This is a genomic window from Meridianimaribacter flavus, from assembly GCF_004366715.1.
GTDB classification, from domain to species: Bacteria; Bacteroidota; Bacteroidia; order Flavobacteriales; family Flavobacteriaceae; genus Gaetbulibacter_B; species Gaetbulibacter_B jejuensis.
The window spans coordinates 104,424-127,444 of sequence record NZ_SOQZ01000003.1; the positions used below are offsets into that span (position 1 = coordinate 104,424).

Genomic DNA, 23,021 nt, shown 5'->3' on the forward strand with positions numbered 1-23,021 from the left:
GCTAACAACTAGAAACTAAAAAATATGGCAAAGTCAAGTACTAAAAAACGTAAAGTAATAGTAGATGCAATTGGAGAAGCGCACATTGCTGCATCTTTCAATAACATCATTATCTCTTTAACAAACAAAAAAGGTGACGTAATTTCATGGTCATCTGCAGGTAAAATGGGATTCAGAGGTTCTAAAAAGAACACTCCTTACGCTGCACAATTAGCTGCTGAAGATGCTGCAGGAGTAGCAAAAGAAGCTGGATTAAAGAAAGTGAAAGTGTTTGTTAAAGGTCCTGGAAATGGTAGAGAATCTGCAATTAGATCTATTCACAACTCTGGTATTGAAGTATCAGAAATCGTAGATGTTACTCCATTACCACATAATGGATGTCGTCCACCAAAACGTAGAAGAGTTTAATTTATATTTTGAAGAATTAATATCAACTGTTTTTTATAGTTGATATTAATTTTTTATATGTAAATTTGCAAACTGAAAAATTTTAAACAAGTATCAACGAGAGATTCACGTTTATCGAAGGATAAGATTAAGACCTTAATTCATAAACACTCTCATAATTTAATTTAAAAATGGCAAGATATACTGGTCCTAAAACTAAAATAGCTCGTAAATTTGGTGAAGCTATTTTTGGAGATGATAAAGCTTTTGAAAAAAGAAATTATCCTCCAGGTCAACATGGTGCAAACAAGCGTCGTGGAAAAAAATCTGAATACGCTGTCCAATTAATGGAGAAGCAAAAAGCAAAATACACTTACGGTATTTTAGAAAAGCAATTCAGAAACATGTTCAAAAAAGCAACTGCTGCTCCAGGAATTACTGGTGAGGTGTTGTTACAACTTTGTGAGTCTCGTTTAGACAACGTGGTTTACAGAATGGGAATGTCTCCTTCACGTAGTGGAGCTAGACAATTAGTATCTCACAGACACATTACTGTTAACGGAAACATCGTAAACATTCCTTCTTACCAATTAAAAGCAGGAGATGTTGTGGCAGTAAGAGAAAAATCAAAATCTTTAGAAGCAATCCAAAATTCATTAACAAACTCTAGTCATGTTTATGAGTGGATTACATGGAATAACGACACTAAGCAAGGAACATTCGTATCTGTTCCTGCAAGAGTTCAAATTCCTGAGAACATCAACGAGCAATTCATCGTCGAATTATATTCTAAATAATAAATTAAACATATTGGTATTTAGCCAAAGGATTTATTAGACGTCTTCAAGCTTTTAAATCGCGCAACTAAATAACAATTAAAACGAAGAACACTATGGCAATATTAAATTTTCAAAAGCCTGACAAAGTAATCATGATCGATTCTACTGATTTTGAAGGCAAATTCGAATTCAGACCACTAGAACCAGGTTATGGACTAACAGTAGGAAACGCTTTAAGAAGAGTTTTATTATCTTCTTTAGAAGGTTTCGCAATCACATCTGTAAGAATAGAAGGTGTAGATCACGAGTTTTCTACAATTGCAGGTGTAGTTGAAGATGTAACAGAAATGATTTTGAACTTAAAGCAAGTAAACTTTAAGCGTCAAATAGATGAAATCGATAACGAGTCTGTTTCAATCTCAATTTCTGGTCAAGAGCAAATAACAGCTGGAGATTTCCAAAAATTTATTTCAGGTTTCCAAGTACTAAACAAAGACTTAGTGATTTGTAACTTAGATCCTAAAGTAAGCATCAATATGGAAATCACTATTGAAAAAGGTAGAGGATATGTTCCTGCTGAAGAAAACAAAAAAGCTTCTGCACCTATTGGAACTATTTTTACTGACTCAATATATACGCCAATAAAAAACGTGAAGTACAGTATAGAAAACTTCCGTGTTGAGCAAAAAACCGATTACGAAAAATTAGTTTTTGAAATCATCACAGACGGTTCTATTCATCCTAAAGATGCTTTAACTGAAGCGGCTAAGATATTAATTCACCACTTCATGTTATTCTCTGATGAGCGTATAACTCTTGAGGCTGACGAAATTGCTCAAACTGAAACTTATGATGAAGAATCACTTCACATGAGACAGTTATTAAAAACCAAATTAGTTGATATGGATCTTTCTGTACGTGCCTTAAACTGTTTAAAAGCTGCAGAGGTTGATACATTAGGAGATTTAGTATCATTCAACAAAAATGATTTAATGAAGTTCCGTAACTTCGGTAAAAAATCTTTAACTGAGCTAGAAGAATTAGTAAATGTTAAAGGTCTTAACTTCGGAATGGACTTAAGCAAATACAAATTAGATAAAGATTAATCATATTTTGCTCTCCTTAGACTTACTCTTTGGATTTGGTAGCAAGATGATAAAACAAAAGTCATGAGACACGGAAAGAAATTTAATCATTTAGGTAGAAAAACTGCCCACAGAAAAGCAATGTTAGCTAATATGGCATGTTCTTTAATAGAGCACAAGCGTATTAACACTACAGTAGCTAAAGCTAAAGCGTTAAAACAATTTGTTGAGCCTTTAGTAACAAAATCTAAAGAAGATACTACTCATAACAGACGTATTGTGTTTTCTAGATTAAGACAAAAAGAAGCTGTGGCAGAATTATTTAGAGATGTTGCTGCTAAGGTAGGAGATCGTCCAGGAGGATACACAAGAATTATTAAGCTTGGTAACCGTCTTGGTGATAACGCTGATATGGCAATGATAGAATTAGTTGACTACAACGAAATCTACAATGCTGATAAGCCTAAGAAAAAATCTACTCGTAGAAGTAGAAGAGGTGGTAGCAAAGCAGCTGCAGCTCCTGTTGCAGAAACTAAGGCAACTAACGAAGAAGAATAAATGTTAATAAGCATTTGAAATATTAAAGGATAAACATTTTAGTTTATCCTTTTTTTTATGCAATTTTGCGAAACTTTTAGAATCTATGAAGTATAATAAAAGAGAAAAAGCACTAATATTACTAGCAGACGGAACCATATTCTATGGAAAATCAATAGGAAAAAAAGGTACTGCATTTGGAGAGGTTTGCTTTAACACTGGTACTACAGGCTACCAAGAAATATTTACCGATCCATCTTATTTCGGACAATTAATGGTGACTACCAATGCGCACATTGGTAATTATGGAACACTTTCTGAAGAAGTGGAGTCTAATTCCATTAAAATATCAGGTCTAATTTGTAAAAATTTCAGTTTTAATTATTCAAGACCAGCAGCAGATGATTCTCTCGAAAATTTCTTTGAGAAGAATAATGTATTGGCTATATCTGATGTAGATACAAGAGCTCTTGTAAGCTATATCAGAGATAATGGAGCTATGAATGCTGTAATTTCTACTGAGGTTGATAATATTGAAGACCTTAAAAAACAACTAGCAGATGTGCCAAATATGAATGGTTTAGAGTTGGCTTCTAAAGTATCTACTAAAGAACCATATTATTTTGGTAACGAAAATGCTACGTATAAAATAGCAGCTTTAGATATTGGAATTAAAACTAATATCCTTAGAAATTTAGCTAAAAGAGATGCCTACATTAAGGTGTTTCCTTACAATTCGACTTTTGAAGAGTTAGAAGCATTTAAACCAGATGGCTATTTCTTATCTAATGGACCAGGAGATCCTGAACCTTTGGTTGAAGCACAAAATTTGGCTAAAGAAATCATTAAACGTAACCTTCCGCTATTTGGTATTTGTTTAGGACACCAAGTAATCGCGTTAGCAAACGGAATTTCTACTTATAAAATGCACCATGGACATAGAGGTATTAATCATCCTGTAAAGAACCTTATTACAGGTAAAGGAGAAATTACTTCACAAAACCATGGTTTTGCTATCAATAGAGAGGAAACTGAAAATCATCCAGATATTGAGATTACTCATTTGCATTTAAATGACGATACTGTAGCAGGTATTAAAATGAAGAGTAAAAACTGTTTTTCAGTTCAATATCATCCTGAAGCAAGTCCTGGACCTCACGATTCGTCGTATCTATTTGACCAATTTATAGAAAACATTAAAAATAAATAATGAACAAACCTCAAAGAAAATCGATTTTCATTGAGGTTTTTTATTTACGAAAACATTTTAGTAAAATTAAAATGTAATAATGAATAGGTAAATACCTTTTAGATTAACAATTTTGTAAATTTGACATACAATTAAACAACATTAAATAGAAACATATGAGCATTATAATTAATATTCATGCAAGACAAATTTTAGATTCACGTGGTAATCCAACTGTAGAGGTTGATGTTACTACAGAAAATGGAGTTGTAGGTAGAGCTGCAGTGCCATCAGGAGCGTCAACAGGAGAACATGAAGCAGTTGAACTTAGAGATGGTGGAAATGCCTATATGGGAAAAGGAGTTACAAAAGCAGTAGAAAATGTCAATACTATAATTGCTCAAGAGTTGTTAGGTGTTTCAGTGTTTGAACAAAATGCTATCGATCAATTAATGATTGAATTAGATGGTACACCAAATAAATCAAAATTAGGGGCTAATGCTATTTTAGGAGTGTCTTTAGCTGCTGCTAAAGCCGCTGCAAACGAGTTAGGAATGCCTTTATATAGATATGTTGGAGGTGTTTCAGCAAACACGTTACCAGTACCAATGATGAATATCATTAATGGAGGTTCTCATAGTGATGCGCCAATAGCATTTCAAGAGTTTATGGTAATGCCTGTAAAAGCAAAAAACTTTACTCATGCTATGCAAATGGGTACAGAAATTTTCCACAACCTTAAAAAAGTATTACACGATAGAGGTCTTAGTACTGCTGTAGGTGATGAGGGAGGTTTTGCTCCAACATTAGATGGTACAGAGGATGCACTTGATACAATTGCCAAAGCTGTTGAAAAAGCAGGTTATAAATTAGGTGATGAAGTAATGATTGCTTTAGATTGTGCTTCGGCCGAATTTTATGTAGATGGAAAATATGACTATACTAAGTTTGAAGGAGACAAAGGTCAAGTAAGAACTAGTCAAGAGCAAGCAGATTACTTAGCTGAATTAGCTGCTAAATATCCTATTATTTCTATTGAAGATGGAATGGATGAAAACGATTGGGAAGGTTGGAAATACTTAACCGAAAAAGTTGGAGATAAAGTACAACTAGTAGGTGACGATTTATTTGTAACAAATGTAGAGCGTTTATCAAGAGGTATTGAAAATGGTATTGCTAACTCAATATTAATTAAAGTAAACCAAATTGGTACTTTAACTGAGACTATTGCAGCTGTTAATATGGCTCATAATGCAGGTTATACGTCAGTGATGTCTCATCGTTCTGGTGAAACTGAAGATAATACTATTGCTGATTTAGCAGTAGCATTAAACACTGGTCAAATTAAAACAGGTTCTGCATCTCGTAGTGATAGAATGGCAAAGTACAATCAGTTATTAAGAATTGAAGAAGAATTAAGTAACGTTGCTTACTATCCTCAAGAAAAGGCTTTTAAAGTAAAGTAATATTTAAAATATGGTATTAAAAAAGGCTTCTGTTTAATTACAGAAGCCTTTTTTACTTTTAACAACTAATTAATGTGTATTAGTTTTTTAAGTAAATTTATTTTAAGTAATTTATACTTCATTATTAAAACTCAGTACTTAATGTCAAATTTCCTTTTTGTTTCTGCTGAAAACGATGCCATCAAAAAATGTAAAGCTGGTGGCATGGGAGATGTTGTTAGAGACGTTCCTAGGCAAATAGCAGCTTTAGGTGATAAAGTTAGTGTTATAACTCCTGCTTATGGACGATTGCACATAGGGCAAAAAAAGATTAAAGAGGTTGAGTTTTCTTATAGAGGAGAAACTGCAAAAGCAATTATTTACCAAGTAGCTCCAAAGAAAGAAATTGAAAACATTACACATTATGTTATTCATCATCCTGATATAAAGTCAGGTAATATTGCCCATATTTATTTTAATGACCCAGAACAACCATTTTATACTGATGCTTGTATGTTCTCCTTATTCTGTAGTGCAGTAGCAGAGAGTATAACACAAAATAGTTTTGGGAAATTAGATGTTGTACACTTACACGATTGGCATACTAGTTTATTGTTGTTTTTAAAAGAATACCATCCTTCTTATAAAGTATTGCAAAATATAAGGTTTGTATATTCAATTCATAATTTGGCTATTCAAGGTATTAGACCATTTAAAGATAATTACTCTTCGTTACATGCTTTTTATCCTGAGTTAGATATAGATTATGAGAATTTAAAAGATCCAAGATATCAAGATTGTATAAATCTTATGGCTGTAGGAATTAAACTTGCCGATGTTGTGCACACAGTGTCTCCTTCCTATAAAGAAGATATAATGAAATCTAGTAATTTTCCAGATTTTATAGGTGGAGAAGGTTTGGAAAACTATTTAAAAGAGGCTAATAAAGAAAACCGCCTAGTAGGAATTTTAAACGGTTGTAATTATCAAAACATAAACTTAGTACAACATGGTGCGTTTTATGTTAATGCTATTCAAGCGATTTTTGAGTGGTTGCAAGAACCCGAAAAAGAATATAAAGCTGATTTTTTAATTCATACAGGAGAAAAAATTGTAAGACTCATAAAAGAACCAGCAAAATTTGTTTGTGCCAGTGTTGCGAGACTAACTGAGCAGAAGTTTTTCTTTTTTAAAAATTCACCAGAATTATTAAAATCAATTTTAGAAAAACTAAAAGCAGTAAATGGTATTTATGTAGTACTTGGAACTGGTGCACCAGAGTATGAGCAGTTATTACAAAACATAAGCTATGAATATGACAACTTTGTGTTTTTTAATGGACAGTCCGAAGAGGTTATTGATTCGATTTATACCGAATCTAATTTATACTTAATGCCCAGTCTTTTTGAACCATGCGGAATCAGTCAAATGTTAGCAATGCGAAATGCTCAACCATGTCTAGTACACCATACAGGTGGATTGAAAGATACTGTTGAACATTTAAAAACAGGATTTTCATTCAACGGAAAAACAATTGATGAAAAGAATGCTAACTTTTTATCGGTATTTTCTCAAGCATTAAAAATCTTTTTTGAAGACAAAAGTCAATGGGATACTATTTGCCTCAATGCTAAATCACAAAAGTTTACTTGGCAATCTTCAGTAAAAGAATATTACAAGAAATTGTATAAAATAAATGTCAAATAATGCTGTAGTTTATGTGCGCTTGTATTTTCAATTATGAGTTACATCCAAGCATCAATTTTCGTAATATCACAATAGATAAATCCTTTATGGAGAAGCTTTAAAAATCCTAAGATATTTCGTATTTTCGTACAATCTTTTTAACAATAAAACTTTAAAAAAATATAAACATAAAAATGTCAGATAAAGCTACATTAGAAATTAACGGTCAAAAACATGAATTTCCTTTAATTACAGGAACCGAAAATGAGGTTGCAATAGATATTAAGGCCTTAAGAAGTGTAACAGGAGGCGTTACTACAATTGATCCAGGTTATAAAAATACAGGATCTTGTGTAAGTGCCATTACATTTCTTGATGGAGAAAAAGGAATATTGAGGTATAGAGGATATTCAATTGAAGAACTAGCTGAAAAAGCAGATTTCCTTGAAGTAGCTTATCTTTTGATTTTTGGAGAATTGCCAACACAAGAGCAATTAGATAAATTTCATTCAGACATAAAAAAGCATTCTGTTGTTGACGACGATGTAAAGAAAATTTTAGATGCTTTCCCTAAGTCAGCACATCCAATGGGAGTTTTGTCTTCGCTTACAAGTGCATTAACAGCGTTTAATCCTTCGTCAGTAAATGTAGATTCTGAAGAAGAAATGTACAATGCTATTGTTAGAATTTTAGGTAAGTTCCCAATCTTAGTAGCGTGGACAATGCGTAAGAAAATGGGATTACCATTAGATTACGGAAGCTCATCATTAGGCTATGTTGAGAACATTTTACAAATGATGTTCAAAAGACCAGATGAAAACTATGAGCAAAACCCAATTTTAGTAAATGCTTTAGACAAGCTTTTAATTTTACATGCTGATCATGAGCAAAACTGTTCAACTTCTACAGTAAGAATTGTAGGTTCTTCGCATGCAGGTTTATTTGCTTCTTTATCTGCAGGTATTTCTGCACTTTGGGGACCTTTACATGGTGGAGCAAATCAAGCAGTTTTAGAAATGCTTGAAGCTATCAAAGAAGATGGAGGAGATACTAAAAAATATATGGGTAAAGCAAAAGACAAAGAAGACCCTTTCCGTTTAATGGGATTCGGACATCGTGTATACAAGAACTTTGACCCAAGAGCTAGAATAATCAAAAAAGCAGCCGATGACGTTTTAGGTGATTTAGGTGTTGAAGATCCTATTTTAGATATTGCAAAAGGATTAGAAAAAGAAGCTTTAGAAGATGATTACTTCGTAAAAAGAAAACTATATCCTAACGTAGATTTCTACTCAGGAATTATTTATAGATCAATGAATATTCCTGTTGAAATGTTTACAGTAATGTTTGCACTAGGGCGTTTACCTGGTTGGATTGCTCAATGGAGAGAAATGCGCTTAAATAAAGAGCCAATAGGTCGTCCAAGACAAGTATATACAGGTGAAACATTAAGATCGTTTAAAGGAATTAACGAGCGTTAAGCTTAGGCTTATTACATCATATAAGCTTCATTATTTATTTTAATGAAGCTTTTTTTATAATTTATATTATGCTGAAATTGAATGTTAAAAATGAAACCTCTCGTCTTAGAGCAGTGGTTTTAGGAACAGCTAAAAGTAATGGTCCAACTCCTAAAATAGAGGACGCATACGACCCAAAATCTCTTGAGCACATAAAAGCAGGGACATATCCCTTAGAAGCCGATATGGTTAATGAAATGGAAGCAGTAGCTAAAGTTTTTGAAAAGTATGATGTAAAAGTGTACAGACCTAATATTATTGAGGACTGTAATCAAATTTTTGCCAGAGATATAGCTTTCGTAATTGATGATGTGTTTGTAAAAGCCAATATATTACCAGATCGAGAAGAAGAGCTAGAAGCCATTCAATATGTTATTGATCAAATTGACCCTAAAAAAGTAATTAGACCTCCTGAAGAAGCTCACATTGAAGGAGGAGATGTGATTGTATGGAATGACCATATCTTTATTGGAACTTACCGAGGAGCTGATTATTCTGATTATATTGTGGCTCGTACAAACCAATTAGGTGTAGATTACATTACTGAAAAATTTCCGCATAAAACCATAAAAAGTTTCGACCTTAAAAAATCTCAAGTAAACCCTAGAGACAATGCTTTACATTTAGATTGCTGCTTTCAACCAATAGGAACAAATAAAGCAATCTTACATAAAGAAGGGTTTTTAGTTGAAGAAGAGTATGAGTGGTTGCTTAATTTCTTTGGAGAAGAAAATTGTTTTGTCATTACAAAAGACGAAATGTATGATATGAACAGTAATATTTTTTCAATATCTGAAGACGTGATTATCTCAGAAAAAAACTTTACAAGATTAAATACTTGGTTAAGAAAAAATGGATTTACTGTTGAAGAAGTTCCTTATGCAGAAATAGCTAAACAAGAAGGTTTACTACGTTGCTCTACAATGCCTTTGATAAGGGATTAACTTATTTTCGGTATAAAAAATAATTGTTTACCAAATCAATATAAATACGTTTAGCTTCATCTGGCGAAACATCTTTAACCTGAAATAATGCATTTGTTTTAAACGCGTTAATTATAGGCTTTCGGCTACTTGGTCTACCATAGTTGTTTGTAGCCTTTTTGTAGTAAGCATAAAGGCGAAGTAAAAAATCAGCCGGAAAAGGTTCGGTATGATTGTTTATACGCTCTACAGCGTCTCTAAACTCTATGTCTAGTTCTTCAGGTGTCATTTTAAATTTCAGCAATAATACTTTCGCCTCCTTTTACAACTTGGTTCAAGGTTACTTTAACGTCTGCATCTAAAGGTAAAAATAAATCTACTCTCGACCCAAATTTTATAAACCCAGCATCAGCGCCTTGTATTGCTTTGTCATCAACCTTAGCATAGTTAACAATACGTTTTGCTAGTGCTCCAGCAATTTGTCTATATAGTATTTTTCCAAACGAATTGTTTTCTACAACAATAGTCGTGCGCTCGTTTTCTTCACTGGCTTTTGGATGCCATGCAACTAAATATTTCCCAGGATGGTATTTGCTGTACAATACATTTCCACTTATAGGATAACGTGTAACATGAACGTTAATTGGCGACATAAAAACAGATACCTGTATGCGCTTGTCGTTAAAATATTCTTTTTCAAAAACTTCTTCAATAACTACAACCTTACCATCAACAGGCGAAACGGCTTGTTTTTCATTTAAAATGGTGTTTCGTTTAGGGTTTCTAAAAAATTGAAGAATTAAAACCAAGAACACTACAAAAAGTAGCATTAGTGAAGTTCTTAACCAAGGTAGTTGTACAAAATAATCAATGATCAAAACAGCTCCAACTACTATAACTAGTGAAATAAATATAATTTTATGGCCTTCTTTATGAAACATAAGTTACTATTCTTAAAAATAAATAAATAAAAGGAGCAGCAAATATTATACTATCTAGTCTGTCTAATAAGCCACCATGACCAGGCATGATTACACCACTATCCTTTACTTTAGCTTGTCGTTTAAATTTAGATTCTATCAAATCTCCAAGTGTACCAAAAACACTAACTATAATTGCTAAAATTAACCAATAAGTAGAATCTAACGTATTTGTAAATTTAGCAATAAAATAACTAGCAACACACGAAAAAAACAAACCACCTAAAAATCCTTCAACTGTTTTTTTAGGCGAAATACTAGGAAACAGCTTTTGTTTTCCAAAGTTTTTTCCAACTAAGTAAGCAAATGTGTCATTGATCCATATTAGAATAAAAGTACCTAAAAGCAACAATGGCGTAAACTCATGCTTAAAGTTTGCTATTAAAATTAAAAACACAAACGCACTACTTAAATAAAAAGTAGTGATTAGATATCTTTTAGAGCTGAAAAGCGGTATGGTTTTCTCAGAAAATAAATCTTTAATTAAAAACAACTGAACAAAAATTGTAATTACATGAAGTATTTGAATAGCCTCATCAAAACCATGTGTAGTGGTTATAATAGTAGACCAATATCCAAACACAAAATATAAAATCGTGAAGATTATAAACGGATAAAAATCTTTTAAGTTGATAAGTTTTTTAAACTCAGCTAGACAAATAATACCAAACACAAAAAATAATGCAGCCAATGCATGTTGCCAATACAGTGACAAGATTAGTAATGTGATGTATATTGCTCCGGATAATGCTCTGGTAACGGCTTCTTTCATCTATAGGTCTTCTAGAAGAAGCAAATATAGGTTTTTTGAGCTACTTCCATAAGTTAGAAAATCTTTATCCTCAACAGTTTTAAAATGCTTTATCGTAGTAATGTTAGTTGGGATTTTTTCTCTGTTTTTACCTTTAATACCTCTAAGTCCTTCACCTATATTTTCAACAAACTGACTTGTTGTTGCATATATTATAAAATTGGTAGGCAGTTCTTTTAGTTTCTTCTCAGCAATTTGATTTGAAGAAATTAGTAGCGAACCATCATCTGAAATAAGGTATTCACAAGTGGATAAAAAATACGTGCTTTCTGAAACTTTTTTAGTTGGATTTAAATGAAAATCTTTAAATAATTCAGAAAGTCTATCATCAAAGAGTAAAGCGTTTTTGTCTTCCCATTCATTTTCACTAAGAATTTGCGATAAATTATCCTTGACTTCGTTTAAATTTTCGCAATACAAAAACTTTCCGCCATTGGCTTTAAAATTTATGGTAAATCTCTCGTCAGCGGGCAATTTAATTTCAGGCATATATTTGCCTCTCTCTTCGCTTTTTATGTTATCTTCTTCACTATCAGATTTTAGACCGAAGATTTTACGAAATAGACTCATGTATGGGTTGCTATTACCTAGGTTTTAATTTGCGTATTATTTCAAATATAAAAAAACTTAAATTAACACGTGATTAATTTAAGCTTTTTATAATAATATTATGTTTTTGGCTTTTATTCTTCTTCGTCTTTTCCAAAAGGACGCTTACCAAAAATCTTCTCTAAATTATCTTTAAAAATAACTTCTTTTTCCAATAAAACTTCTGCAAGTTCAGTAAGCTTATCTTTGTTTTCTTCAAGAAGAGCTACAGCTCTTTGGTACTGTGTTTCGATAATATTAGAAATTTCTTTATCAATCAACTCAGCAGTTTCTTCGCTGTAAGGTTTTGTGAACCCATACTCAGACTGACCTGAAGAGTCGTAGTAGGTTAAGTTTCCTACTTTATCACTCAATCCATAGATTGTAACCATGGCACGAGCTTGTTTGGTTACTTTTTCTAAGTCACTTAAAGCACCAGTTGATATTTTATTGAAAATAACTTTTTCAGCAGCTCTACCACCTAATGCAGCACACATTTCGTCTAACATTTGCTCTGGTCTAACAATTAAGCGTTCTTCTGGTAAATACCAAGCAGCTCCTAACGATTGTCCACGAGGAACAATAGTTACTTTTACTAATGGAGCAGCGTGCTCTAGCATCCAGCTTACAGTTGCGTGTCCAGCTTCGTGGAAAGCAATGGCACGTTTTTCTTCTGGTGTAATGATTTTGTTCTTCTTCTCTAATCCACCAACAATTCTATCAACAGCATCAAGGAAATCTTGTTTTGTTACTGCTTTTTTACCTTGTCTAGCAGCAATAAGTGCAGCTTCATTACATACATTGGCAATATCAGCACCAGAGAAACCAGGTGTTTGTTTTGAAAGAAAATCGATATCTAAATCCTCTGCTTTTTTGATAGGTCTTAGGTGAACTTCAAAAATCTCTTTACGCTCTCTTACATCTGGTAAGTCAACAAAAATTTGACGATCAAAACGTCCAGCACGCATAAGAGCTTTATCTAATACGTCGGCTCTGTTTGTAGCAGCTAATACAATAACATTGGTGTTAGTGCCAAAACCATCCATTTCAGTTAATAATTGGTTTAAGGTATTTTCACGTTCGTCATTAGATCCTGAAAAATTGTTTTTTCCTCTAGCTCTACCAATTGCATCAATTTCGTCAATAAATATAATTGAAGGCGATTTTTCTTTTGCTTGTTTAAATAAATCTCGTACTCTCGATGCTCCAACACCTACAAACATTTCTACAAAGTCAGAACCAGATAGTGAAAAGAAAGGTACTTGTGCTTCACCAGCAACAGCTTTTGCTAATAAGGTTTTTCCTGTTCCAGGTTGTCCTACCAGTAAAGCTCCTTTAGGGATTTTTCCACCAAGTGAAGTGTATTTTTCAGGGTTTTTAAGGAAGTCTACAATTTCTTGAACCTCTTCTTTTGCACCTTCTAAACCTGCTACATCTTTGAATGAAGTTTTAATGTCAGTCTTTTCATCAAAAAGTTTTGCTTTAGATTTTCCGATGTTGAAAATTTGTCCTCCAGCGCCTCCACCAGCACCTGATGACATACGTCTCATTATAAAAATCCAAACACCTATGATTAGGATAAACGGTAATAAGGAGATTAAAAAGTTACCCCAAAGATTTTCTTCGGTTTTATACTTTAGCTCAGTATTTAAGTTGTTATCCTCAAGGGTTTTGTTGATGTCTTTTTCAAAGTTTTGCAAATCACCAAACTCAAACGAATAGTTTGGAGCAGGAGTCATTGCAGGGAAAATACTACTAGGTTTAGTCTTTTTGTGTATTTCTTTATCTTGAGCTTCTTCGGTAAGATAAACTTTTGCTTCTCTTCGGTTTATGATTTCAATTTTAGAAACATCACCATTTTTTAAATATTCTAAAAATTGAGAAGGAGTTGTGGTCGCCACATTTTGCGATCCAAATCCACCTGAAAATAACTGAAAAGCGATAATAGCAAAAATTGCTATTCCATAAATCCAATATGGATTCAGTTTTGGTTTCTTATTTGTATTTTTATTTTCGTTTGCCATTAATTCTTTTTTAGTAACTAGTTTCTATAACAGTTGTTTTTGCATCTCCCCAAAGACTTTCAATGTCGTAATACTGTCTAATGTGTTTTTGAAAAACATGTACAACAATATTAACATAATCTATCAAAACCCATTCAGCATTTTCAACACCTTCAACATGCCAAGGGCTGTCTTTAAGTTCTTTGCTAACCTTTTTTTGAATTGAATTTACTATGGCGTTTACTTGCGTATTTGAAGTACCTTCGCAAACAATAAAATAATCACAAACTGTGTTTTCAATTTCTCTTAAATCAAGGATTGTTATTTCTTTCCCTTTTACATCTTCAATACCAGCTAATATGGTAGTTATTAATTGGTCGACATTACTATTTTTTTTCGCCATTAAATTGATTTAGTTTTGTGCAAAGTTATTATTTTTTTAGTTCTTTTGAACTTTAATTCTTCTTAAGAAAATTATAAATTAACATTTGCTGCTTTTATGCATATAATCAAACTTAATGCCATTGACTCAACTAATACTTATTTAAGACAATTAAGTGCTAGTAAGGCTATTGAGGATTTTACGGTTGTTGTTGCTAAACATCAAACAAAAGGCAGAGGACAAATGGGAACCCAATGGAACGTTCAGGATGCTAAAAATCTTACTATGAGCGTGTTTAAAGACATTACAGGTGTTGATGTAGAACGTAATTTTTATATTAGTATAGCTGTGTCTTTAGCGGTTTTTGAAGCTTTAAAAAGCCTTAACGTTGAAAAACTAAGCATTAAATGGCCTAACGACATTTTGTCAGAAAATAAAAAAATAGCTGGAATTTTAATTGAAAATGTCATAAAGCAAAATAGATTACAAGCTTCTATTATAGGCATTGGGATTAACGTTAACCAAACAGAATTTGAAAATTTACCTAAAGCTTCGTCTTTACAATTAATGTCTGGACGCTTTTTTGAATTGGATGAGATAATGATTACTGTATTACAGAAGCTTGAATATTTTTTCGAGTTACTACAGAATAATAGCTTTTCTACACTTAAAGCTCAGTATGAAGAGCATCTTTTTAGAAAAAATAAACCTTCCACATTTAAAGATATGGAAGGTGATATGTTTTCAGGTTATATAAAAGGTGTGTCAAATTCTGGTAATCTTCAAGTGTTGCTTGAAGATGAAATTATTAAAGAATTTGATTTAAAAGAAATAACTCTGTTGTACTAAACAGCAGTAGTCATATTTGTTGCTAGAGTTTCAATAAACTTGCTGATTGGGCCTTTAATCATCATAGCCATCATTGCATTAAACTCGCCTTCAAAAGTTAATTGAACTTCACTAGTATTAGCATCTACTTCAGAGATGTTTCCAGTAAGTGAAAAGTCTAGTTTTCCACCAGCAGCACCAAGTACAATTTTATTAGGAGGCGTAGCTTCTTTTTTCTTAAGCACTATTTCAGGCATTCCTTTTAAAGCGAACAAAAATTTGTCGTTTTCTAAAACTTCAAATTTGCTGATGTTTTCAGGCATTAAAGCTTCAAAATTTTTCACATCAGATAAAAAATCAAAAGTCTCTTGAGCTGATTTATTAAGGGTTACCTTTGGCGATTCTAAATTCATGTATATAAGTTTTTTTCTAAAGGTGTATCAATTAGCGTTCCATTCGCTTGGGTTAGCGTTCCATTGTGCCAAAAGGTCCTGTTGTTTTTTAGTGATATAGTTAGTTTCTAGTGCTTGGTCCAACAAGCTTTCATAGTTACTTAAAGTATGTAAAGTAAGGTCTTCAGCATCAAAACTGTCTTTAGAAACATTGAAACCGTAAGTAAAAATGGCAATCATTCCTTTTACATTGGCACCAGCTTCTTTAAGAGCAGCTACAGCATTTAAACTACTTTTTCCAGTACTTATTAAGTCTTCAACAACTACCACATTTTGTCCATGTTCTAGATGACCTTCAATTTGGTTTTTGCGACCATGCGATTTTGCTTCAGGTCTTACATAAACAAACGGAAGTCCTAAATACTCAGCAACTAAAATCCCAATACCAATAGCTCCTGTAGCAACACCAGCAATAACATCAGGCTTGCCATATTGTTTTTCAATTTGCTTAGCCATGGTTTCTCTAATGTAGTTGCGAATTTGCGGATAAGATAACACAATTCTGTTATCACAATATATTGGCGATTTCCAGCCAGAAGCCCAAGTAAAAGGCTCTTCAGGGCTAAGTTTTATCGCATTTACTTGCAATAAAACTTCAGCAGTTTTTTTAGCGGTATGTTTGTTAAAAATCATAGCGCAAAACTACACAATTTTGTTAAATTTAAATTTCAAAACTTAAAATAAAATTAATTTTTGAAAATGGTAATATGTGCTTAAAAGTTATATTTTTACCATTGAAAACCTATTTGCCCAAATATTATGTATAAAGTTTTTGTAGGTGACAAACCAATTATATTAACGACTATTGTTAGTGAAGAAACTAACTTTAAAAACTATTTATTAGATACAGTTAATATTGGTAAAGTTATAAAAGAACTTAATTCTACCAGTTTGGAAGAGGTGAGGTTAATACACAAAAACCCAGATAAACTCCTTAAAAAATTTTTAAAGAAATTACCAAATGTAGTTGCAGGAGGTGGTAAGGTTATTAATGAAAAAGGAGAAACACTTTTTATCTACCGAAATAAAAAATGGGACTTACCAAAAGGAAAAGCTGAAGCTAAAGAATCGATAGAAGAAACCTCAATTAGAGAAGTGGAAGAGGAGACAGGTGTTAAAGGTCTTGAAATTGTAAAACCGCTTGATACTACTTATCATATTTTTAAGCGAAATGGTAAGCACAAGATAAAAGTAACTTACTGGTTTGAGATGAAAACAACTTACTCAGGCAAACTTGAACCAGAAGAGAAAGAAGGTATTACCAAGGTAGAATGGCTCAACGAAACGCAACGTCAAGAAGCTATGACAAACTCTTATGCTAATATTAAAATTTTGGTTTAGTGCAATCTGTACACAGGATATTGTAGGTGAGCTTTTTCGTAATAGTCACTTTGTTTGTGTAGCCAATCTAATTGCGCATACCAGTTATTGTAAAAATTAGTATCTGTTTGTTTTTTCTGTTCAAATTCTGTTTTTAAATCAGGGTTTTTATCTAATAATGCTTTAGCAATATCTTCCCATACATAAGGTGAAAAACCTTCTTTTTGTTGCAGAATTGTATCAAAAAAGTTCCAGTTAAAGAATGAGTCTGGTGCTTCAGGTTCTAATGTTTCCATTAAATACCTAAACGCATTTTGATGTGTGTTAATAATATAATCGCCTTTCAAAAATGTTACTTCTTTTTCTGTTTTAACAACTTTTGTATTGTAATGCTGATAATGGCCTTCATAAGGCATTTTTCTGCTCTCATAACTCTCAACCTCATAGGATTCTACAGTTATAGTAGTGTCATTTTTAAACTGGCGCATTTCTACTTGATTGAGCTTTAAAAGCTCTATTACTTTCCACCAACCTTGTGGAATAATGTAAGCACTTGGTACACTTACTTCAATGCTTGGTTCAAAATAGTTGTTGTAAACCACATCTTTTGTAAATGGTTTTGTGCGATCGTATTTTAAGCGTTGCGCTCCAGTAACCTCGCTTGGTATTCTATTACCTTCAAACCCTTTAAAACTTAATGTAGAGGTTTTGCTAGTATCGATTTTCCAATCTAGAGTATAGGTCTCAGCATAATCACGAATATGTTCTTCTTTGCTAATTTGTTTCCATTGTATTTTTTGATAATCTTCCTCAATAATATCAATCATACTTTTCATAAGTTCATAAGTACCTTCAACACGTTGTTTGTAGGGTTTTAGCATGTGAGTTTCAACCATCATACCTAAAGTGTTAAATAGTGTTGTGTAACCAGTAGAGTATCTTGGGTAGTCCATAAACTGATTAAAACCAGTCTCTGGAGTTCTGTTAAATACATTGACGTAAGGTGTAATATCCCAATCTTTTGCGGCTAGTTTTTCTTCTAGTTTAGGCATCATTTCGGTATGGATATAATTGCCTAAATCGCCTCCTAGTTTATTGTGTTGCGTGAATAAATGAGTGAGCGTATATTGGTAGTCTGCACCATTGCTTACATGATTATCAATAAATACATCAGGGTTTACTAAATGGTAAATCTCAGTAAAAGCACGTGCGTTTTTGGTGTCGCATTTTATAAAATCTCTGTTAAGGTCATAGTTTTGAGCATTTCCTCTAAAACCATACGATACAGGTCCATTCTGGTTTGTTCTTGTTGTAGAATTTCTATTTAAGCTACCTCCAATGTTATATATTGGTATAGTTGCTAAAACAGTGTGTTTAGGTATTTCAATAGTACCTTGAGCAATATCTCTGTAAAGCAGCATTGTGGCATCTATACCATCGCTTTCACCAGGATGAATACCATTGTTGATAAGGAGTATGCGCTTATTGTTGGCTCTTATTTGCGAAAAATCAAAAACTTTGTCAGGGTTTAATGTTACAAGATGAAGCGGCTTGCCAGAATCTGTCTCACCAATTGAGTCTATCGAAATTTCAGGGTAAGCTTGGGCTAAGTTTTTATAATAGAGTATGGTTTCCTCATAAGTGGCAGTTTCCTTGCCTTCACTTTTTTCAAAAACAGTAGTGAAATCATAAGTTTTTTTGGGGTTGTTTTGGGAGCAAGAACACAGTATTATAAAAAGTAGCGCAAATTTTTTCATGTGTATGATTTTTGATATTTCAAACTTACTTAAAATAGTAATTGATTTTAAGATTGTTATCGTTTTATGTTAGAATATCGTGGATTTATTTTGTCAAAACCTTAGCAAAATCAAGGATTTTTTTTATTTTTAACTATCCCTTATTAACTAAAATAATATGCAAGAAAGAGAGCTTTCTCACAAATTGTCATTTGGCACTATTATTATTCTCAATGAGCATTTAGCTGAGGTAATTATTGACGAAGGTGTTGAAATGGACAAAAAACTAATGGAAGAATATCATAATTTTTTACTCGAAAATTTAACACCTCCATTTTCACTTTTAGTAAACAAACTTCATTCTTACTCTTATACTTTTGATGTTCAACGTAAGATTTCAAAATTGAAAGAAGTTTTTGCTGTAGCAGTTGTTGTGAACTCAATTGGTAGTAAAATGGCTACTAAAACAATATTGAGTTTGAATAATGATGAAAACTGGACAATGAAAATGTTTTATCTAAGAGAAGAAGCTTTGATATGGCTTAATGAAGAGAAAAATAAAAGAATTTCAATGTAAATTTTAACACATACTTCATTGATGTCTTTAGAGAAAAATACATTTTAAAATAGTAATTTTGCAGCAGAATTTTTACCAATAATGCAACAGATTACGAATACTATTTTAATGATTCGTCCAATAAACTTTAGGATGAACGAACAGACAGCTGTCAACAATTATTTTCAAGAAACTATAGATGTTGAAAACGCTGAGCTTAATGCCAAAGCTCAAGAAGAGTTTGACGCTTTTGTTGCAAAGTTAAGGCAAGTTGGCATTAATGTAATTGTTGAGCAAGATGATGTGTTAGCAGATACTCCAGACTCTATTTTTCCTAATAACTGGGTGAGTTTTCATGAGAATGGTGATGTTGCAATTTATCCAATGTTTGCCGAAAACAGAAGAAAAGAAAGACGCGAAGAGATATTTGTTAGGCTTGAAAACGAAGGCTTCAAAATTGAAAATATTATTGACTATACAAGTGCAGAAGATGAAGGTATTTTTCTTGAAGGAACAGGAAGTTTATTGTTAGATAGAGCTAATGGTAAAGCCTATTGTGCGTTATCACCTAGAGCAGACGAAGAGTTGTTTATTGAGTTTTGTGAAGATTTCGACTATTTTCCTGTAGTATTTACCGCTAACCAAACTGTAGGTGGTAAGCGATTACCAATTTACCATACTAATGTAATGATGTGTTTAGCTGAAAACTTTGCTGTGATTTGCTTGGATACTATTGATGATAAAAAAGAACGCAAAAATGTTATTCAGCATCTAAAATCGGATGGTAAAGAAATTATAGAAATTACTGAGTCTCAAATGCATCAGTTTGCTGGTAACATGCTTCAATTAAAAGGAGCAAACAATACACCTTATTTGATAATGAGTAAAGCTGCTCATGATAGTTTGACAGCATCACAAATCTCAAAAATTGAAAAGCATTGTGAGATAATTTCTAGCTCTTTAGAAACTATAGAAACTTGTGGAGGCGGAAGTGCTCGTTGTATGATGGCTGAGGTGTTTTTACCAAAAAACTAATCTAGCTTGTTAAAGATGTAACCGCCTTTTTCGGCTCCCCAAATATGTTCTCCTTTATCGTCAAATCCTCTATCCCATGAGATGATTTTGTCTTGGAAAATTTCAACTTCGCTAGTTGCGTATGAAGCTCCATATAGCGTGCTTTCGCAGGTTTTTTCTCCTGTTTCACCTTTAAAATGATTAGAGTCTAAACGTTTAAGGAGTACTTCGCATCCTTCTTTTTTAGAAACTTGATGTATTGATAGCGAGTCAAAAGCTTGAGGTGTTTTCCATTTTCCTATCCATAACGAGTCGTTTTCAATTGTGTAAATAGCAGAACTATAAACACTATCATTTAATTTAGTTACTTCGTATATACGTTGTCTGTAAGGATTGTTTTGTCGTGCGTTTAAAGCTTGCTCTACATAAAGGTAATTACCTTTGTCTTTCCAAATAGGGTACATGTGAAGCGAAATATTAAAATAAGTTGAGTCAACTTTTGCTTGAGCTTCAGAATTGTATGAACCTTGCATTATTGTAAATAACTCTTCAAGGTGATTAGGAGTTTTTGTGCTTTCAGTTGTTTTTTGAGAATCTTTACAGCTATAAAATGATGCTAGTATAGCAAGTGAAAGTATAAATTGTTTCATCTTAGTGTTATGGCTTTTGCGCTAAGATAAACAAAAATGTTATTTAAGAAGAAGACTTTGTTTTTGGGAGTTCAACAAAAAATTTAGTCCCCACATTTTGAACACTTTCAACCCAAATTCTACCATCATTAAGTTCAACTAGTTCTTTGCAAATAGTTAATCCTAATCCTGTACCTTTTTCGTTTTTGGTGCCTATTGTAGTAAATGTATTGTTTTTAAATAGCTTGTTTAGATTCTCTGGAGAAATACCAACTCCGGTATCTTCTACGCATATTAAGGACTTACCATTTTGGTCTCTGTTTGAAACAGTTATAGCATCACCAATTCTACTAAACTTAACAGCATTTGTTAGTAGATTTTGGATTACAATTTCTATCATGCTTTTATCAGCATAAACAAAATCTCTTTGCGACTCGTCAATTAAAACAATTCGTTTTTGTTCAACCTTTTGTTCTATTAATCCCATTTTATTGTGGAATACATCTTGGATGTTGAATAACTCAGGGTTAGACTCTAAGTTTTGCATTTGGGATTTAGACCAGTTTAATAGGTTAAAAAGTAATAAAGAAGCATTGTCAGCATTCTCGCTTAATTCAGGGATAAGCTCATAAAATTCTTCTTTGGTAAGGCTGTCTTCGCGAAGCAAATCAATAAATCCTTTAATGGACGAAATTGAATCTTTTAAATCGTGAGATACTATAGAAAACAAACGATCTTTTACTTTGTTAACCTCTTCTAAATGGTGTGTTTGCTCTAATATAGCTTCGTTTTGTAACTCTATCTGTTTGTTTTTTTCTTCAAGTTCTCTAGCGTATTCTAAGCGTTTTCTATGTTTTAGGTGAGAAATAACTAAAACAAGTAAGGATATTAAAATAGCAAAAGCTAAGACGTAACTTAGCAGTTTTAATCGTTTAATAGATTTTTCATTCTCTTTATTTATTGCTTCATTTTCAATACTCACCTCGTTTGTAAACGCTTCGTCAATATTGGTTTCAGTAACAGGAGTAGTAATTACAGGTATTTTGGGTTGACTCTCTTTATCAAGTTCAGTTTTTAAGTCATAATATTTTCCTTGCCAGAAAAATGCATTTTGATATTGCTTTTGTATGGAGTCTAGCTCTTTGTGGAGTTTGTAGTTTTTTAAAAGCTCATGTTTGTTAACTCCATTTTTTGCAATACTGTAGGCTTCGTCTAATTGCGCTTGGGCAAGTTTTAACTTGTTTTGTTTTAAATTGAGATGACCTATGGAGTTTAATGACCTAAGTAATCCATCTTCATTTTGTGTGCTTCTGTTGTATTTTAATCCTTCAAGTAAATACTCTGCAGCTTTTTCATATTCTCTAAACTGCAAATATTCTTCACCAATTCGAGGTAAAATTTCTCCTCTTAAGTCATTATCATTTTCAGTATCTAAAAGATTTAAAACTTTTTCAAAATATTCAATAGCTTTTCTGTGTTCTTTTCTTTCAGAATAAAGTAAAGCAATGTTTTTGGTTGAGTTTTTAATTCCAGCATTGTCTTGTAGTTGGGTTCTAACGTTTAATGCCTTATAATTAAACTCAAGCGCTTTATCTATTTGGTTTGTATTGTAGTAAGCTTCGGCTAAACTATTGTAGGCTAAACTAAGTTCTTCTCTCAAGTTCATGCGTTCAAAAACCTGAATAGCTAATAAAGCATTTTCAAGACCTTCAGCATAGTTTCCACGTTTAATTTCAATATGACCAATGCCATTACTAACTCTAGCATAACCTAGTGTGTCGTCAAGTTCTTTAAATAGTCTCTTGGACTTATTGTAACTATCAATTGCGTTGTAGTAATCATTTTTTGTTGAATAAATAAGGGCTTTAAAATATTTGGCTTCGGCAATTGCTCTTTTATATTTTAAAGTTTCAGATAACCTTTCAGTTTGGTCAATAAACAATAACGCTTTTTTGTAGTCTTTTACAGTGTATAGCTTTTCAATTAATAAAAGGGAGGTTTCAACCTTTGCAGAATCCTGAGGTTGGTAAGCTAATTGAATAGTTAGGTGTTCAATCTCTGATTGAATAAAAAGACTATCCTTCTCTATTTTTTGAGCAAAAGTAGAGAGCACAGAAAAAAAAGCAGCTAAAGTTATTAACTGTTTCATCTTCTACAATTAGTGTTATAAA

At 32.5% G+C, this 23,021-nt stretch carries 24 protein-coding genes; 13 read left to right on the forward strand and 11 right to left on the reverse strand.

Annotation, left to right across the window (positions count from 1 at the left end; genetic code table 11):
• The first annotated feature begins 24 nt into the window (after positions 1-24).
• The 9 genes from rpsK (at position 25) to A8975_RS07610 (ending at position 9,572) form a co-directional block, all read left to right on the forward strand.
• The gene (gene rpsK / locus A8975_RS07570) at positions 25-408 is read left to right on the forward strand and encodes a 30S ribosomal protein S11 (RefSeq protein WP_129761422.1); all 384 of its coding nucleotides are present in this window, start codon (positions 25-27) and stop codon (positions 406-408) included.
• 170 nt (positions 409-578) lie between these two features.
• Positions 579-1,184 (forward strand): 30S ribosomal protein S4, encoded by a 606-nt coding sequence (gene rpsD, locus A8975_RS07575; RefSeq protein WP_129761421.1) that lies wholly within the window; start codon positions 579-581, stop codon positions 1,182-1,184.
• Positions 1,185-1,279: 95 nt separating this feature from the next.
• Positions 1,280-2,272 (forward strand): DNA-directed RNA polymerase subunit alpha, encoded by a 993-nt coding sequence (locus A8975_RS07580; protein ID WP_129761420.1) that lies wholly within the window; start codon positions 1,280-1,282, stop codon positions 2,270-2,272.
• 63 nt (positions 2,273-2,335) lie between these two features.
• On the forward strand, positions 2,336-2,809 hold the full coding sequence (rplQ, locus tag A8975_RS07585; RefSeq protein ID WP_129761419.1) for a 50S ribosomal protein L17: 474 nt from the start codon (positions 2,336-2,338) through the stop codon (positions 2,807-2,809).
• 85 nt (positions 2,810-2,894) lie between these two features.
• Positions 2,895-3,998, forward strand: a complete 1,104-nt coding sequence (gene carA / locus A8975_RS07590) for a glutamine-hydrolyzing carbamoyl-phosphate synthase small subunit (RefSeq protein WP_131508155.1) — start codon at positions 2,895-2,897, stop codon at positions 3,996-3,998.
• Between the two features lie 155 nt (positions 3,999-4,153).
• Positions 4,154-5,443, forward strand: coding sequence for a phosphopyruvate hydratase (gene eno, locus A8975_RS07595; protein WP_131508157.1), 1,290 nt, complete (start codon positions 4,154-4,156; stop codon positions 5,441-5,443).
• Positions 5,444-5,584: 141 nt separating this feature from the next.
• Positions 5,585-7,129 (forward strand): glycogen synthase, encoded by a 1,545-nt coding sequence (locus tag A8975_RS07600; RefSeq protein ID WP_134199512.1) that lies wholly within the window; start codon positions 5,585-5,587, stop codon positions 7,127-7,129.
• Between the two features lie 173 nt (positions 7,130-7,302).
• Positions 7,303-8,589, forward strand: a complete 1,287-nt coding sequence (locus tag A8975_RS07605; protein ID WP_131508160.1) for a citrate synthase — start codon at positions 7,303-7,305, stop codon at positions 8,587-8,589.
• 68 nt (positions 8,590-8,657) lie between these two features.
• Positions 8,658-9,572: a dimethylarginine dimethylaminohydrolase family protein gene (locus A8975_RS07610; protein ID WP_131508162.1), complete on the forward strand. Its 915-nt coding sequence runs from the start codon at positions 8,658-8,660 to the stop codon at positions 9,570-9,572.
• A 1-nt stretch (position 9,573) separates the two neighbouring features.
• Here the strand turns inward: A8975_RS07610 and A8975_RS07615 are convergent, their stop codons facing one another.
• From A8975_RS07615 to rsfS, 6 genes are all read right to left on the reverse strand, one after another.
• Positions 9,574-9,840: an acyl-CoA-binding protein gene (locus A8975_RS07615; protein WP_129761413.1), complete on the reverse strand. Its 267-nt coding sequence runs from the start codon at positions 9,838-9,840 to the stop codon at positions 9,574-9,576.
• A 1-nt stretch (position 9,841) separates the two neighbouring features.
• The gene (locus A8975_RS07620) at positions 9,842-10,492 is read right to left on the reverse strand and encodes a phosphatidylserine decarboxylase family protein (protein ID WP_134199514.1); all 651 of its coding nucleotides are present in this window, start codon (positions 10,490-10,492) and stop codon (positions 9,842-9,844) included.
• A complete protein-coding gene (locus A8975_RS07625) occupies positions 10,482-11,303 on the reverse strand; it encodes a phosphatidate cytidylyltransferase (protein ID WP_134199517.1) in 822 nt (273 codons plus the stop codon). Before A8975_RS07625 ends, A8975_RS07620 begins: the two co-directional genes overlap by 11 nt.
• Entirely contained in the window at positions 11,304-11,912 is a 609-nt protein-coding gene (locus A8975_RS07630; protein WP_129761410.1) for an LUD domain-containing protein, read from the reverse strand.
• 113 nt (positions 11,913-12,025) lie between these two features.
• Positions 12,026-13,954 carry an ATP-dependent zinc metalloprotease FtsH gene (gene ftsH / locus A8975_RS07635; protein WP_134199519.1) on the reverse strand — a complete coding sequence of 643 codons (1,929 nt, stop codon included), beginning with the start codon at positions 13,952-13,954 and terminating at the stop codon, positions 12,026-12,028.
• Positions 13,955-13,964: 10 nt separating this feature from the next.
• A complete protein-coding gene (rsfS, locus tag A8975_RS07640) occupies positions 13,965-14,336 on the reverse strand; it encodes a ribosome silencing factor (RefSeq protein ID WP_134199521.1) in 372 nt (123 codons plus the stop codon).
• A 96-nt stretch (positions 14,337-14,432) separates the two neighbouring features.
• On the opposite strand from rsfS, the gene A8975_RS07645 reads away from it, so the two are divergent.
• The gene (locus A8975_RS07645; protein WP_134199523.1) at positions 14,433-15,164 is read left to right on the forward strand and encodes a biotin--[acetyl-CoA-carboxylase] ligase; all 732 of its coding nucleotides are present in this window, start codon (positions 14,433-14,435) and stop codon (positions 15,162-15,164) included.
• Here the strand turns inward: A8975_RS07645 and A8975_RS07650 are convergent.
• Both A8975_RS07650 and pyrE read right to left on the reverse strand, forming a co-directional pair.
• On the reverse strand, positions 15,161-15,556 hold the full coding sequence (locus A8975_RS07650; RefSeq protein ID WP_134199525.1) for an SRPBCC family protein: 396 nt from the start codon (positions 15,554-15,556) through the stop codon (positions 15,161-15,163). The two genes, A8975_RS07645 and A8975_RS07650, sit on opposite strands and share 4 nt — an antisense overlap.
• A 27-nt stretch (positions 15,557-15,583) precedes the next feature.
• Positions 15,584-16,228 carry an orotate phosphoribosyltransferase gene (gene pyrE, locus A8975_RS07655; protein ID WP_134199527.1) on the reverse strand — a complete coding sequence of 215 codons (645 nt, stop codon included), beginning with the start codon at positions 16,226-16,228 and terminating at the stop codon, positions 15,584-15,586.
• 126 nt (positions 16,229-16,354) lie between these two features.
• On the opposite strand from pyrE, the gene A8975_RS07660 reads away from it, so the two are divergent.
• Positions 16,355-16,936, forward strand: coding sequence for an NUDIX hydrolase (locus A8975_RS07660; RefSeq protein WP_129761404.1), 582 nt, complete (start codon positions 16,355-16,357; stop codon positions 16,934-16,936).
• Here A8975_RS07660 and A8975_RS07665 read toward each other — a convergent pair.
• Positions 16,933-18,672: a M14 family metallopeptidase gene (locus A8975_RS07665; protein WP_134199529.1), complete on the reverse strand. Its 1,740-nt coding sequence runs from the start codon at positions 18,670-18,672 to the stop codon at positions 16,933-16,935. The two genes, A8975_RS07660 and A8975_RS07665, sit on opposite strands and share 4 nt — an antisense overlap.
• A gap of 157 nt (positions 18,673-18,829) precedes the next feature.
• Between A8975_RS07665 and A8975_RS07670 the strand changes: the two genes are divergently transcribed.
• Positions 18,830-19,228: a hypothetical protein gene (locus tag A8975_RS07670; protein WP_129761402.1), complete on the forward strand. Its 399-nt coding sequence runs from the start codon at positions 18,830-18,832 to the stop codon at positions 19,226-19,228.
• 81 nt (positions 19,229-19,309) lie between these two features.
• Complete coding sequence (ctlX, locus tag A8975_RS07675; protein ID WP_134199531.1) at positions 19,310-20,242, forward strand: citrulline utilization hydrolase CtlX; 933 nt, start codon at positions 19,310-19,312, stop codon at positions 20,240-20,242.
• Here the strand turns inward: ctlX and A8975_RS07680 are convergent.
• A complete protein-coding gene (locus A8975_RS07680) occupies positions 20,239-20,871 on the reverse strand; it encodes a chromophore lyase CpcT/CpeT (RefSeq protein WP_134199533.1) in 633 nt (210 codons plus the stop codon). The genes ctlX and A8975_RS07680 overlap by 4 nt on opposite strands.
• 43 nt (positions 20,872-20,914) lie before the next feature.
• On the reverse strand, positions 20,915-22,999 hold the full coding sequence (locus A8975_RS07685) for a tetratricopeptide repeat-containing sensor histidine kinase (RefSeq protein ID WP_134199535.1): 2,085 nt from the start codon (positions 22,997-22,999) through the stop codon (positions 20,915-20,917).
• Between the last annotated feature and the right edge of the window lie 22 nt (positions 23,000-23,021).

What these genes read in the sequence shown, in the direction of transcription:
- carA (WP_131508155.1), top strand. Translation starts at nt 2,895, where the DNA reads ATGAAGTATAATAAAAGAGAAAAAGCACTAATATTACTAGCAGACGGA.
- A8975_RS07680 (WP_134199533.1), bottom strand. Translation starts at nt 20,871, where the DNA reads ATGAAACAATTTATACTTTCACTTGCTATACTAGCATCATTTTATAGC.
- A8975_RS07685 (WP_134199535.1), bottom strand. Translation starts at nt 22,999, where the DNA reads ATGAAACAGTTAATAACTTTAGCTGCTTTTTTTTCTGTGCTCTCTACT.
- A8975_RS07670 (WP_129761402.1), top strand. Translation starts at nt 18,830, where the DNA reads ATGCAAGAAAGAGAGCTTTCTCACAAATTGTCATTTGGCACTATTATT.
- pyrE (WP_134199527.1), bottom strand. Translation starts at nt 16,228, where the DNA reads ATGATTTTTAACAAACATACCGCTAAAAAAACTGCTGAAGTTTTATTG.
- A8975_RS07630 (WP_129761410.1), bottom strand. Translation starts at nt 11,912, where the DNA reads ATGAGTCTATTTCGTAAAATCTTCGGTCTAAAATCTGATAGTGAAGAA.
- rpsK (WP_129761422.1), top strand. Translation starts at nt 25, where the DNA reads ATGGCAAAGTCAAGTACTAAAAAACGTAAAGTAATAGTAGATGCAATT.
- ctlX (WP_134199531.1), top strand. Translation starts at nt 19,310, where the DNA reads ATGCAACAGATTACGAATACTATTTTAATGATTCGTCCAATAAACTTT.
- A8975_RS07605 (WP_131508160.1), top strand. Translation starts at nt 7,303, where the DNA reads ATGTCAGATAAAGCTACATTAGAAATTAACGGTCAAAAACATGAATTT.
- eno (WP_131508157.1), top strand. Translation starts at nt 4,154, where the DNA reads ATGAGCATTATAATTAATATTCATGCAAGACAAATTTTAGATTCACGT.
- A8975_RS07660 (WP_129761404.1), top strand. Translation starts at nt 16,355, where the DNA reads ATGTATAAAGTTTTTGTAGGTGACAAACCAATTATATTAACGACTATT.
- A8975_RS07625 (WP_134199517.1), bottom strand. Translation starts at nt 11,303, where the DNA reads ATGAAAGAAGCCGTTACCAGAGCATTATCCGGAGCAATATACATCACA.
- A8975_RS07580 (WP_129761420.1), top strand. Translation starts at nt 1,280, where the DNA reads ATGGCAATATTAAATTTTCAAAAGCCTGACAAAGTAATCATGATCGAT.
- rplQ (WP_129761419.1), top strand. Translation starts at nt 2,336, where the DNA reads ATGAGACACGGAAAGAAATTTAATCATTTAGGTAGAAAAACTGCCCAC.
- A8975_RS07600 (WP_134199512.1), top strand. Translation starts at nt 5,585, where the DNA reads ATGTCAAATTTCCTTTTTGTTTCTGCTGAAAACGATGCCATCAAAAAA.
- A8975_RS07610 (WP_131508162.1), top strand. Translation starts at nt 8,658, where the DNA reads ATGCTGAAATTGAATGTTAAAAATGAAACCTCTCGTCTTAGAGCAGTG.
- A8975_RS07645 (WP_134199523.1), top strand. Translation starts at nt 14,433, where the DNA reads ATGCATATAATCAAACTTAATGCCATTGACTCAACTAATACTTATTTA.
- A8975_RS07615 (WP_129761413.1), bottom strand. Translation starts at nt 9,840, where the DNA reads ATGACACCTGAAGAACTAGACATAGAGTTTAGAGACGCTGTAGAGCGT.
- A8975_RS07650 (WP_134199525.1), bottom strand. Translation starts at nt 15,556, where the DNA reads ATGAATTTAGAATCGCCAAAGGTAACCCTTAATAAATCAGCTCAAGAG.
- ftsH (WP_134199519.1), bottom strand. Translation starts at nt 13,954, where the DNA reads ATGGCAAACGAAAATAAAAATACAAATAAGAAACCAAAACTGAATCCA.
- A8975_RS07620 (WP_134199514.1), bottom strand. Translation starts at nt 10,492, where the DNA reads ATGTTTCATAAAGAAGGCCATAAAATTATATTTATTTCACTAGTTATA.
- rpsD (WP_129761421.1), top strand. Translation starts at nt 579, where the DNA reads ATGGCAAGATATACTGGTCCTAAAACTAAAATAGCTCGTAAATTTGGT.
- rsfS (WP_134199521.1), bottom strand. Translation starts at nt 14,336, where the DNA reads ATGGCGAAAAAAAATAGTAATGTCGACCAATTAATAACTACCATATTA.
- A8975_RS07665 (WP_134199529.1), bottom strand. Translation starts at nt 18,672, where the DNA reads ATGAAAAAATTTGCGCTACTTTTTATAATACTGTGTTCTTGCTCCCAA.